This window comes from Fictibacillus barbaricus, assembly GCF_031457135.1.
Lineage (GTDB): Bacteria > Bacillota > Bacilli > Bacillales > Fictibacillaceae > Fictibacillus > Fictibacillus barbaricus_A.
In genome coordinates this window covers 435,111-446,911 of record NZ_JAVDWA010000002.1, presented here as the reverse complement: position 1 = coordinate 446,911, position 11,801 = coordinate 435,111, and the positions used below count along the sequence as shown (strand labels likewise).

Here is an 11,801-nt window from a genome sequence, read left to right as displayed (position 1 = left end):
ATAAGACCGTCAAGCTTAATCTTGACGGTCTTTTTGATGATAGTTCCTGTATTTATTCCAAGCATGAACAAGCTTTTTGCTGCATAGTTATTTTACAGGAGGTTTTGCGTATGAATCCAATAAATCACTGGGAAATAAAACCTTTTGTGAATGAACTTACTAGTATTGTTCTTGGTCAGTTAGTGGAAAAAAAAGCAGAAAAAGAAAGATGGAAAAAAGCTTTGAATCAATGGGGTTCTTCCATGATTTTTGTTGTAATCGCAACGTTCATTTATTTATATTATTTTAAATTAAAGACGGCTTCTTCGTATATTAATCCTCTTACCTTACTGTTTGGAGATGAAATGGTTTGGATTTGTACGGCATTCTTGATCTATTCTGGTTTTCAAATCATGTGGATGAAAAAGAAATACAAAAAAGCAGATGATGATTATGAAGCGATACGGACTGATTTTATAGACAGAAATGAAGAATGGTGGAGTGATGAAGAACAATGGGAAAAGAGGCATATTGTTTTTGAGTTTATGAAGAAAAATTATAATATAAATATTTTTCACAAATAATGAATTATTGACAAGGGCATCCAAAGAAGAGACTGGACTCTCTTTTAAAGTGCTGACCTTGAATAACAACAGTCGATTCACAGAATTGATCGATCCTTCCAAACGCAACCGTTTCATGTTTATCTGGACAATAAACTTCTATAGGAAGACCGAGTCTAAGGCTATAGGATAGCTCAAGATCTGTCACGAGAGATTTGTTTTTCAGCTTAGTTAATGTCATGATGTTTCCTCTCCAATTTTTAAATATTTTTAAATAACATACTTTTATAATACGGTAAATTTACAAATTTTTCAACTAATCTTTTTAAATATTCTAAAAATTTAACGAGGTTTTGTCTTCTTAGAACAATTGGTTTTATGGTATGATCATTTAAATATTTACTGGAGGCTTACATGCTTTTTTTTATAATGACAATCTTATGTATCGTTCTCATACTCTACATGTATATTGAAGCAAATCGAAATCGTGTCAATTCTGCTCATGCAGTAATAAACAGCTTGCCTGATGCATTTCATGGTTTTCAGCTTTTTTTTATTTCAGATGTTCATCGGCGGGTCATACATGATTCTATAATTGAGAAGGCAAGTACAGCAAATATCGTCATTATTGGAGGCGATTTAGCAGAAAAAGGGGTTCCAATCGAAAGGGTAAAAGAAAATTTATTGAAATTAACGAAAATTGCACCTGTGTATTTTGTATGGGGAAATAATGATTATGAATTAAATAAAAAGGAATTATCTGCTGCAATTAACAATTGTGGAGTTGCAATTATTAATAATTCGTGTGTGACTATCGAGCAAGGCGGAAAGAAAATCGATATCGCAGGAGTTGATGATCTTTCTTTGAAAAAAGATAATCTTGAACAAGCATTATCCGATAGTCATTCTTCCTGTAAGATTTTGATCAGCCATAATCCTGATATTGTAAAAAAAATTAAAGGAAAAGATGGTATCGGTTTAGTGGTGTCAGGTCATACACATGGCGGTCAAATCCGTCTTGGACCATTTGGGATTGCAAAAAGAGGAGGCTGGTATACAGAGGGAACATATCAGCTTTTCATCAGCAACGGCTATGGAACAAGGCACTTGCCATTACGTCTTGGGGCTGAGAGTGAAACAAACCTGATTACACTTAAACAGGCAAAAAGTTTACACTAGAATGTTTTTTCATATATACTTTTCTTAACTTATCTATTGGAGGAAGTTTGATGCCTTGTGAAGGGAAATATAATATTAAAGCCGTTTCCAAGATGCTTGGCATACAAGCTGGAACGTTAAGAGCTTGGGAAAGACGTTATTCTATCGTCCAACCTCACAGAAATGAAGCGGGTCACCGGCTCTACACTGATGAACAAGTCTATATTCTAAAATGGCTTGTAAATAAGGTGAATCAAGGATTTACGATTAGTCAGGCTGTTGACGTTGCACAAAATGGGGAACTTTATAAGGATACATCTCCTTTTTCTGATGAAAATACAGATCGAGCTGCGGAGATGTCCAATCAAATATTAGAAGCTTTGTTATCTTTCCAAGAAAGAAAAGCTAGTGATTTATTAAGTCAAGCCTTTAGTATGTATAATTTGGAAAAAGTCATTATTGATATTTTGGGCACATTATTAGTAAGAGTTGGCCACTTGTGGGAAGACCAAAAAATCACAGTAGCACACGAACACTTTACCTCATCATTTTTGCGTATGAAAATTGGACAACTTATGCATGGGTTGCCTTCAGATCCATATTTACCGAGAGTCATTGTCGGATGTGGTATTGATGAACAGCATGAACTAGGACTTCTAATGTTTACGTTGTTTCTTAGAAGAAGAGGGTTCGAAGTTATTTATTTAGGATATGGGATTCCAGAAGAAGATTTTGAAAAAGTAATCGGTAAGGTTCAGCCAAAGCTGGTTTTCCTATCCTGTACGTTAAGTGATCCAGCGCTCAAGACCCTTGAATGGATAAGAAATATTCATGACAAGTACCAGGAAACTTCCTTTGGTATTGGCGGGTCAGCTTTTGGTCATATTTCACTGAGTATTCAGGAAAATTTCAAGCAGTTTATTATCGGCAGTACTAAAGAAGAATGGGATAACTGGATAACAAGCAAGCTTAAGAACTAGCTGCAGAAATAATGATAAAAGAAATTATCTTGTCTAGCTATCACCAACTTTTTACAAACTCATATATTGGTTACAAAGACATAATAGAGCCGATCGTAAGGGGGACCATAGATGCGGGTAGAACGGTTAACCTATAACAAAATAAAAATCTTCCTAACTTTTGATGATTTGAATGAACGTGGTATTTCCAAGGAAGAAATATGGCAGGACATTCCGAAAGTACATCAGCTTTTTCGAGACATGATGACAGAAGCTGATGATGAGGTTGGATTTAAAGCTGACGGTCCTATTGCGGTTGAAGTTTTTTCGCTTCCGGCACAAGGAATGGTCGTTATTGTGACGAAAGGCATTAATGAATATGAACTTGATGATGAATATGATGAAGATTATATAGAAATGCAAGTTACCTTGGATGAAAATGATGAGATATTTTATGAGTTTTCTTCATTTGAGGACGTTATATTGCTTTCGAAGCGACTGCATACCATGAATATTCGCGGAGGCAGATTATTTTCGTATAATAATCATTTTTACTTAAAGTTTGAAGAAGAAGAAATAAATGAATTGGATCTCGATCTATTTATTGCCATATTGGCGGAGTTCGGAAGTTCATCTACTATTACAAGTTATCGAGTCATTGAATATGGTAAAGAGCTCATGAAAGAAAAAGCCGTAGAGCAAATGGTCCAATACTTTAAATAATAATCACTGATAAGGGCGCAATTTTATATGCGCTCTTTTTATTTACACCCTAATACTGAATTTATATACGAAACGTGATATGATAAGTAATATTTTTTATCCGCTGAACAGTAAATTTTTCAGGGAATATAATATATACATAATATTTGGGCTAGGAGTGACCATACATGAAAATTGCAGTCTTATACGGCGGAGTATCTGCTGAAAGAGAAGTTTCACTATCTACAGGTAAACAAATAATAGCTGCTCTTGAAAGCAAAGGGCATGAAGTGATTGGAATTGATTTTCATCCTTCCCGATTACAGGAATTATTAGAACTGAAAGCAGACGTAGTATTTTTAGGGCTACATGGTAAATATGGAGAAGACGGACGTCTTCAAGGACTTTTGGATATGATGAATATTCCTTATGTAGGTTCTGGAGCTTTAGCTTCTGGAATCGCGATGGATAAAGCAAAGTCTAAACAATTTTTCAAGGATGCCGGCATCACTATCGCAAAAGAAAAAGTATTATATAGAAAATCATATTCCGAAGATCAAGTGGATCTGTCTTTTGATTTCCCAGTAGTTGTTAAACCGAATCGTGAAGGATCGACAATCGGATTAACGATCGCACAAAATAAAGATGAGATGCTAAAAGGCATTACTGAAGCTTTTCTTCACGATGATACCATCTTGGTGGAACAGTTTGTAAGCGGAAAAGAAGTAACTGTAGCTGTAATGGGAGAACATGGAGAAATGCAGGCACTGCCTGTTGTTGAAATTGTTCCAAAGAATGCTTATTATGATTATGAGTCAAAATATGCAGAAGGCGGAAGTATACACTACGTGCCAGCAAGAGTTGATGATCAAATAACAGCTCTACTGCAAAAAAACGCAGTGCTTGCTCACGAAGTTCTAGGCTGTGAAGTATATTCACGTGTAGATTTTATCGTGCCGCATGATGGATCAGAGCCAGTTATTTTAGAAGTAAATACTTTGCCAGGGATGACACCGACAAGCCTATTTCCCGATGCAGCCAAAGAAGTTGGTTTAGACTATCCATCTATGATAGAAAAACTGATTGAGCTATCATTAAAAAAATAAAAAGAGTAACCCCCATCTAAATTTTAGCATGGGGTTTCTTGATTTATCCCAGATGGCACAAGGGCTAGGCCTATTGGCAGAATATTAGTTATTTTCTTAACTATCCGTATATAAGAAAGCGTTTTCTTTTTAGGCAAATTTCACTAAATTTTTCTTCTCAATACTCGTACAAAGGTGTATACTGTCTCTGAAGCTTGACTAAACTTTAGAGGTGACAAATATGGGAGGTAAACAAATGACAGCCCAAAATACGACAGACCAAAAATCCGACAATCATCATGAAAATGACAATGTGCTAACATCCACGCAGTCCGTAATCGCGGATGCGCTCGATAAATTAGGGTATTCTTCCGAAGTTTATGAGTTGTTAAAAGAGCCTATTCGTATGCTGACGGTTCGAATTCCTGTTAAGATGGATGATGGAAGCACTAAGATATTTACAGGATATCGTGCCCAGCACAATGATGCTGTTGGTCCAACTAAGGGCGGCGTTCGTTTTCATCCGAATGTATCTGAAACAGAAGTAAAAGCATTATCGATTTGGATGAGTTTAAAGGCAGGGATTGTAGACTTGCCATACGGCGGCGGAAAAGGCGGAATCATCTGTGATCCGCGTACAATGTCTTTTAGAGAACTTGAAAGACTCAGCCGGGGGTATGTAAGAGCGATCAGTCAGCTCGTAGGACCTACAAAAGATATTCCTGCACCAGACGTCTTTACAAATTCGCAAATTATGGCTTGGATGATGGATGAATACAGCAGAATCAGAGAGTTTGATTCACCTGGATTCATTACTGGAAAACCATTAGTATTAGGCGGATCGCATGGAAGAGAAACAGCGACTGCAAAAGGTGTAACGATTTGTATCCGTGAAGCAGCAGCTAAGCGCGGTATTCAGCTTGAAGGTGCTCGTGTAGTCGTTCAAGGATTTGGGAATGCCGGAAGCTTTCTTGCTAAATTTATGCATGATGCTGGTGCAAATGTAATTGCGATTTCAGATGCTTACGGCGGACTTTACGATCCTGAAGGCTTAGATATCGACTATTTATTAGAGCGCCGTGACAGCTTCGGTACTGTAACTAAATTGTTTAAAGATACAATTACAAATCAAGAATTGTTAGAGCTTGATTGTGATATTTTAGTTCCTGCTGCAATTGAAAATCAGATCACTGAAAATAATGCACACAAAATCAAGGCGACGATTGTCGTAGAAGCAGCGAACGGACCTACTACTCTTGAAGCAACTCGAATTCTTTCTGAAAGAGGGATCTTGCTCGTACCAGATGTTTTAGCAAGTGCAGGCGGTGTTACAGTATCCTATTTCGAATGGGTGCAGAACAACCAAGGATACTACTGGACGGAAGAAGAAGTCGAAGAAAAACTTGAAAAAGTAATGGTTAAATCGTTCGATACAGTTTATACAACTGCAATGAATAGAAAAGTAAACATGAGACTCGCCGCCTATATGGTTGGTGTACGCAAAATGGCCGAAGCTTCTCGATTCAGAGGCTGGATTTAATTTTTTGCAAACATAACGTAAATCTCCTATCATATGATGATAGGAGATTTTTTTGTATAGACTATTTTTCTAAGGCTGTTTTTTTCTAAAAGAGTGTTATTTTTAAGGAATTTTCGTAAAGAGACTTCATTGTCAAGTTGATTGAAGTGCAAGGTGCGAGACTCCTGCAAGACAGGCGGGCAGTCCGAAAAGCGGAAGCGGTTTGTTCAGCCCCGACAAGCAAAAGGGGAATGGACTAAGAAGGCGCTTTTTGCCTTCGGGACCATTAAACTTTTGACCTCGAGGGGCTAACCGCTGCAGCTAGACAGTCCGAAAAGCGGAAGCGGTTTGTTCAGCCCCGACAAGCAAAAGGGAAATGGGCCAAGAAGGCGCATTTTGCCTTCAGGACCATTAAACTTTTGACCTCGAGGGGCTAACCGCTGCAGCTAGACAGGTGAGACACTTATAAGTGAAACGTACGAATGTGGATCACCGCCTGCCCCGCGGAAAGCGAGCATCCTGAAACGGAGATCACCGCACTCAAAAACAACAATGATTGCGGAAACAGCCGTTGTATAACCTATACTTATTAGATAACGTGATATTGAAAGTGGTGAAGCAGTGGATATAGATGTTTGTATTATCGGTGGCGGACCTTGTGGTTTAGCTGCGGCTATTGCATTAAAGAAGAAAGGTCTCTCTTATTGTGTAATCGAGAAGGGAAATGTGGTCAATACAATTTATCAATACCCGACACATCAAACCTTTTTTAGTTCAAGTGAGAAATTAGAAATTGGTCAGTTTCCTTTTGTTCATGAACAAAGAAAACCGAACCGGATACATGCCTTAACCTATTATAGAGAAGTAGTAAAAAGAAATGAGTTGAACATTCATTCGTTTGAAAAGGCGGAGTCAGTTTTAAAGGATGATAATGACTTATTTACAATCCGAACGATAAATCGCAGCGGCAACAGAGCGATTTATACAGCCAAATGGGTTATCATTGCCACGGGCTACTATGATAATCCGAATATGCTGAATATTAAAGGTGAAGAACTTCCGCATGTTCATCATTACTTTAAAGAAGGTCACCCATTTTATGATTTGGATGTAGCAGTAATAGGCGGGAAGAATTCCGCGATTGATGCTGCACTCGAACTGCAAAAATGCGGAGCCAGACCACACGTTTTTTATAGAGGAAAAGAATATTCCCCAAGTATAAAACCTTGGGTATTGCCTGACTTTGAAGGATGTGTAAAGGCTGGTACAATTAAAATGACTTTTAACTCAGTAATTGAAGAAATCACAAATGAGGGACTGGTTGTAAATATTTCAGGTGAAAAGAATTTATTTTCTTTTCATTCCGTTTTTGCGATGATAGGGTACCATCCTGATCATGCATTTTTAAAGAAAATGGGTGTGGCTATCGATGCTGAAACGGGGAGACCTCAATTTCATCCAGAAACGATGGAAACGAATGTAGATGGATTGTTTATTGCAGGAGTTATTGCTGCGGGTAACAATGCAAATGAAATTTTTATTGAAAATGGAAGGTTCCATGGCGAAATGATCGCAAACACAATTATAGAAAGAAAAGAAAGCTGAATGTCCTAAAGGGATGCTCAGCTTTCTTTATATTCATTCTCGATGTAGCTTATTCCCAAAACAACTGCTGCAATTTTTCAGGGGAGTTAGCGTTTTCTAACGCAATCATAAGTTTCAAACGTGCTTTCTGACCGTTTAAACCATTCGAGAAGATTACCCCTAATTCTTTCAGGTGCTTGCCTCCGCCTTCGTATGAATAGATGTCCTGTGCAATACCGTTGAAGCATCTAGACACAAGTACGACAGGTATTTGCATTTTAATGAGATTTTCAATAGCAGGTACTGTCGCTGGAGGTAAATTGCCTTGTCCAAGTGCTTCAATAACGATACCATCAGCGCCTTGAGCAGCTGCATTTATTAAAGTGCCATCCATTCCTGCGAAAGCTTTTAATAATACTACATTTTTAGTGACATCTTTAACTTGGAACCTGTTGGATTGAAGAGGGGTATGATGAAAGAGAACTCCTCTTTTTGTTACAATACCAATCGGTCCATATTGAGGACTTTGAAAGGTCGCGATATTGCTTGTATGTGTTTTTGTTACATTTTTTGCAGTGTGGATTTCATCATTAAAGACAACGAGAACGCCTTTGCCTAAAGATTGCTGTTCAGACGCTACTTTGACAGAAGAAATGAGGTTGTAAGGTCCGTCAGAGCCATGCTCATTGCTCGATCGCATCGCTCCTGTAACAATTACAGGTATGGTTGTCTCGAGTACAAGATCAAGCACATAAGCAGTTTCTTCTAATGTATCTGTTCCATGCGTAATGACGATTCCATCAAAATGCTCGGTTTTGGTTTGTTCTTTGATGAATGCTGCCAGTTTAAGCATGTGTACAGGAGTGATATGAGGAGACGGCAGATTGACATAATTTTTTGAGGTGACTTCTGCGATATCTGTCAGTTCTGCAATAGTTGATTCAAGCGGATGAATTTCTTTCGTGTTGACACCGCCTGTGTTTTTATTTTCTTCCATAGCGATTGTACCGCCTGTGTGGATCAATAATATTTTTTTCATTAGTGCTGCCCTCCTTGTTCTCTATTCCACTTCTTAAAATATCATGTTACGATAGAAAAAAACAGTAGAAAAGAGGCAGGACATGCTGGCTGTAATTTCTGCAGCGGTGGCTCCGGCCATTGCGCTATTATCCTTTTTTTATTTAAAAGACAAATATGAAACAGAACCTTTATCTTTAGTTGTAAAGGTTTATATATTTGGAGTTCTTCTTGTCTTTCCTATTATGGTGATGCAATTCGGGTTTAAAGAAGAGTTGAACATTCCTTTATTTGCTGATGCTTTTTTAACAAGTGGTTTACTTGAAGAATTTTTTAAATGGTTTTTAATTTTTTACGGAGCTTATCTGCATGAAGAATTTAATGAACCATATGACGGTATCGTGTATGCAGTTGCACTATCGCTTGGATTTGCTTCTTTAGAAAATATCTTTTATCTATATACATTCGGAATAGAAGAAGCTTTAGTACGCGCTCTGCTTCCTGTTAGCGGCCACGCATTATTTGGGGTAATTATGGGTTTTTATTTAGGGAAGGGCAAGTTTTCGACTGGCAGGAAAAAAATAATTTTTCTTGTGTTATCTCTACTCGTTCCAGTTCTTCTACATGGAACTTTTAATTTCTTGCTGCTATCAAGCACAAAATACATTTTCTTTTATATGTTTCCGTTTATGATTTTCTTATGGTGGTTTGCACTTCGGAAGGTCAAACTCGCCAATTCGTCAATGAAACATTTAGCAAAGACCGGTATATAGCCGGTCTTTTTTTTTGTGTTCTTTTCAAATTCGTTTTGAATAATAAATCATTTTACAATGATTCTTTGAAATTGAATAAAAAAATACGGATTACAAATGATACAAGTATTAAAAGAAAATGGAGAAAAATTTACAGGAGGCCAGACTTCTCATGAAAAGAAATTCAGCTTACATAAGAGGAGCGTTTTTTGCAATCGCCCTTTGTTTTGGATTTTTTGCTGGATTTGGTCAAAACGCAGCACATGCGTTTTCAAACCAGGTCATTCAAAAGGGTGCAACCGGTGATGATGTTATCGAACTTCAATCACGTCTTCAATATTTAGGGTTTTATACAGGAAATATTGATGGTGTATTCGGATGGAGAACATATTGGGCTTTACGAAACTTCCAATATGAATTCGGGTTAAATATTGATGGTTTAGCAGGAGCTGCAGCTAAACAAAAGCTTGTTAAAGCATCAAAATATGACAAAGCTTGGGTGAACAAACAAATTCGTTCAGGTAAGAAATTTACGCATTATGGCGGGGTTTCAAAAAACAAACAAGTAAAAGGCGGGACTGCTAAAGGTGGTGCTGCAAAAGGTTATACAGCTAAGGGAAAAACGGCTGCTAAAGGCAAAGCTAAAGCAGCAAGGCCAGCACAAGTTAAACCAGCTAAAAACATCCCAGACGGTTATTCGCAAAATGATGTGAACTTGATGTCAAATGCGGTTTATGGTGAGTCCAGAGGAGAGCCATATATCGGTCAGGTAGCAGTAGCCGCAGTTATTATTAACCGGGTTGAAAGTTCTGCATTCCCTAACACTGTGTCCGGTGTAATTTTTGAACCTGGAGCCTTTACCGCTGTAGCGGATGGGCAAATTTATCTAACGCCGAACAAACAAGCAAAAAAAGCTGTTATGGATGCTTTAAACGGCTGGGATCCTACAGGTGAGGCACTTTACTATTTCAATCCGGATACTGCAACATCAGGCTGGATCTGGGGCAGACCTCAAATTAAAAAAATAGGAAAACATATTTATACTAAATAATAAAGAGGTGAGACGTACATGGTACGTACAATTCTGATTGTCCTTTTGTTTGTAGCGATTGCAGGAACTGGTTATTGGGGCTATACAGAACATCAGGAAAAAAATGCGATTCTTTTGCAAGCTGAAAACAACTATCAAAGAGCTTTCCATGATTTGAACTTTCATGTTGATTCACTTCATGACAAAATAGGCGAAACCCTTGCCATGAATTCAAGAAATCAGCTATCTCCTGCACTTGCTCAAGTTTGGAGACTAACTTCTGAAGCACATAACGATGTAGGCCAGCTGCCGTTAGCATTGCTTCCGTTTAACAAAACCGAAGAATTTTTAACAAAAATGGGAGAGTTCAGTTATCGGACAGCTGTACGTGATTTAGGGAAGAAACCGTTAAGCGCTCAAGAACATAGCAAGTTAAAAGAGCTGTACGCAAACGCAACTGAAATACAAAATGAACTTAGAAAAACGCAAGCATTAGCTCAAAAGCATAATTTACGCTGGATGGATGTAGAGATGGCACTTGCGACCAACAAGACACCTGAGGACAACACGATTATTGATGGTTTCAAAACGGTTGACAAAACAGCTCAAGGTTATTCCGAGACCGATTTTGGTCCAGAAGTATCTAATATGATGAAAATGAAGAATCGTAATTTTAATCAGTTAAAAGGAAAAGAGATTACGAAAGAAGATGCGAGAAAGATTGCGATTAAATTCTTTGACTTAAAGAAAAACGTTAAAATTACGGTTGAAGAATCAGGAAAAAAAGCAAATTACGATGCTTATTCACTTACCTTGTATAATCCGGAAACAAAAGGTACGACTTATATGGATTTAACCAAAAAAGGCGGTTATCCTATATGGGAGTTATACGATCGTAATGTTGGAAAGCCTAAAATCTCACTTAATCAAGCAATGTTTCAGGCCGAAGATTTCTTGAAAAAGCACATGGACAGTAAAATGGTTGTCGTATCAAGTAATCAGTATGATAATATTGCAGTGTTTACGTATGCACGATCACAGGAAAACGTCAGAATTTATCCTGAGATTGTAACCGTAAAAGTAGCACTCGATAACGGTGACATCATGGGATATGAAGGAAAGGAATTTTTATTATCGCATGTAGACCGCCGTATACCCGTTTTCAAGCTTTCTGAAAAAGAAGCAAGAACAAATTTAAATCCGAAGTTCCAGGTGAAGGAAGTCAGTAAAGCGTTAATTCGAAATGATATTAACGAAGAAGTATTCTGTTATGAATTCCTTGGAGTTAGCGGAAATGAAACTTACCAAATATTTATCAATGCTGAAAACGGAAATGAAGAAGAAGTAAAGAAATTAAAAGAAGCAGAACCTTCTTATAATGAAATCTAATGCAGAGAGAGCAAAATTTCTTTAGTGAAATTTTGCTTTTTCTTTTTTTCCATTACTGTCATAA

The 11,801-nt window shown here is 37.5% G+C and carries 12 protein-coding genes; 10 read left to right on the top strand and 2 right to left on the bottom strand.

Going from position 1 to position 11,801, the window contains the following annotated elements:
* Nucleotides 1-110 precede the first annotated feature (110 nt).
* On the top strand, nucleotides 111-563 hold the full coding sequence (locus J2X07_RS07620; RefSeq protein ID WP_310257866.1) for a DUF2663 family protein: 453 nt from the start codon (nucleotides 111-113) through the stop codon (nucleotides 561-563).
* A 4-nt stretch (nucleotides 564-567) separates the two neighbouring features.
* Here J2X07_RS07620 and J2X07_RS07615 read toward each other — a convergent pair whose 3' ends face one another.
* Entirely contained in the window at nucleotides 568-783 is a 216-nt protein-coding gene (locus J2X07_RS07615; RefSeq protein ID WP_310257865.1) for a hypothetical protein, read from the bottom strand.
* A 173-nt stretch (nucleotides 784-956) separates the two neighbouring features.
* On the opposite strand from J2X07_RS07615, the gene J2X07_RS07610 reads away from it, so the two are divergent.
* The 6 genes from J2X07_RS07610 to J2X07_RS07585 all read left to right on the top strand — a co-directional run bounded on the left by J2X07_RS07610 (nucleotide 957) and on the right by J2X07_RS07585 (nucleotide 7,570).
* A complete protein-coding gene (locus J2X07_RS07610) occupies nucleotides 957-1,721 on the top strand; it encodes a metallophosphoesterase (RefSeq protein ID WP_310257864.1) in 765 nt (254 codons plus the stop codon).
* Between the two features lie 50 nt (nucleotides 1,722-1,771).
* On the top strand, nucleotides 1,772-2,680 hold the full coding sequence (locus J2X07_RS07605; protein ID WP_396193788.1) for a MerR family transcriptional regulator: 909 nt from the start codon (nucleotides 1,772-1,774) through the stop codon (nucleotides 2,678-2,680).
* 111 nt (nucleotides 2,681-2,791) lie between these two features.
* A complete protein-coding gene (locus J2X07_RS07600; RefSeq protein WP_310257862.1) occupies nucleotides 2,792-3,382 on the top strand; it encodes a genetic competence negative regulator in 591 nt (196 codons plus the stop codon).
* 167 nt (nucleotides 3,383-3,549) lie between these two features.
* Nucleotides 3,550-4,467 carry a D-alanine--D-alanine ligase family protein gene (locus tag J2X07_RS07595; RefSeq protein WP_310257861.1) on the top strand — a complete coding sequence of 306 codons (918 nt, stop codon included), beginning with the start codon at nucleotides 3,550-3,552 and terminating at the stop codon, nucleotides 4,465-4,467.
* Between the two features lie 235 nt (nucleotides 4,468-4,702).
* Nucleotides 4,703-5,986: a Glu/Leu/Phe/Val family dehydrogenase gene (locus J2X07_RS07590; RefSeq protein ID WP_310257860.1), complete on the top strand. Its 1,284-nt coding sequence runs from the start codon at nucleotides 4,703-4,705 to the stop codon at nucleotides 5,984-5,986.
* A gap of 600 nt (nucleotides 5,987-6,586) precedes the next feature.
* Complete coding sequence (locus J2X07_RS07585) at nucleotides 6,587-7,570, top strand: YpdA family putative bacillithiol disulfide reductase (protein ID WP_310257859.1); 984 nt, start codon at nucleotides 6,587-6,589, stop codon at nucleotides 7,568-7,570.
* A gap of 49 nt (nucleotides 7,571-7,619) precedes the next feature.
* On the opposite strand, the gene J2X07_RS07580 is transcribed toward J2X07_RS07585, so the two are convergent.
* A complete protein-coding gene (locus J2X07_RS07580) occupies nucleotides 7,620-8,588 on the bottom strand; it encodes an asparaginase (RefSeq protein WP_310257858.1) in 969 nt (322 codons plus the stop codon).
* 82 nt (nucleotides 8,589-8,670) lie between these two features.
* Here J2X07_RS07580 and prsW point away from each other — a divergent pair, with 82 nt between their 5' ends.
* From prsW to ypeB, 3 genes are all read left to right on the top strand, one after another.
* Nucleotides 8,671-9,339 carry a glutamic-type intramembrane protease PrsW gene (prsW, locus tag J2X07_RS07575; RefSeq protein WP_310257857.1) on the top strand — a complete coding sequence of 223 codons (669 nt, stop codon included), beginning with the start codon at nucleotides 8,671-8,673 and terminating at the stop codon, nucleotides 9,337-9,339.
* Between the two features lie 151 nt (nucleotides 9,340-9,490).
* The gene (gene sleB / locus J2X07_RS07570) at nucleotides 9,491-10,369 is read left to right on the top strand and encodes a spore cortex-lytic enzyme (protein ID WP_310257856.1); all 879 of its coding nucleotides are present in this window, start codon (nucleotides 9,491-9,493) and stop codon (nucleotides 10,367-10,369) included.
* Between the two features lie 18 nt (nucleotides 10,370-10,387).
* Nucleotides 10,388-11,737 carry a germination protein YpeB gene (gene ypeB / locus J2X07_RS07565; RefSeq protein WP_310257855.1) on the top strand — a complete coding sequence of 450 codons (1,350 nt, stop codon included), beginning with the start codon at nucleotides 10,388-10,390 and terminating at the stop codon, nucleotides 11,735-11,737.
* The last annotated feature ends 64 nt before the right edge of the window (nucleotides 11,738-11,801 follow it).

Bases quoted from the DNA above. Each gene is read 5' to 3' on its own strand.
- J2X07_RS07620 (WP_310257866.1), top strand. From the start codon at position 111: ATGAATCCAATAAATCACTGGGAAATAAAACCTTTTGTGAATGAACTT.
- J2X07_RS07615 (WP_310257865.1), bottom strand. From the start codon at position 783: ATGACATTAACTAAGCTGAAAAACAAATCTCTCGTGACAGATCTTGAG.
- J2X07_RS07610 (WP_310257864.1), top strand. From the start codon at position 957: ATGCTTTTTTTTATAATGACAATCTTATGTATCGTTCTCATACTCTAC.
- J2X07_RS07605 (WP_396193788.1), top strand. From the start codon at position 1,772: ATGCCTTGTGAAGGGAAATATAATATTAAAGCCGTTTCCAAGATGCTT.
- J2X07_RS07600 (WP_310257862.1), top strand. From the start codon at position 2,792: ATGCGGGTAGAACGGTTAACCTATAACAAAATAAAAATCTTCCTAACT.
- J2X07_RS07595 (WP_310257861.1), top strand. From the start codon at position 3,550: ATGAAAATTGCAGTCTTATACGGCGGAGTATCTGCTGAAAGAGAAGTT.
- J2X07_RS07590 (WP_310257860.1), top strand. From the start codon at position 4,703: ATGACAGCCCAAAATACGACAGACCAAAAATCCGACAATCATCATGAA.
- J2X07_RS07580 (WP_310257858.1), bottom strand. From the start codon at position 8,588: ATGAAAAAAATATTATTGATCCACACAGGCGGTACAATCGCTATGGAA.
- prsW (WP_310257857.1), top strand. From the start codon at position 8,671: ATGCTGGCTGTAATTTCTGCAGCGGTGGCTCCGGCCATTGCGCTATTA.
- sleB (WP_310257856.1), top strand. From the start codon at position 9,491: ATGAAAAGAAATTCAGCTTACATAAGAGGAGCGTTTTTTGCAATCGCC.
- ypeB (WP_310257855.1), top strand. From the start codon at position 10,388: ATGGTACGTACAATTCTGATTGTCCTTTTGTTTGTAGCGATTGCAGGA.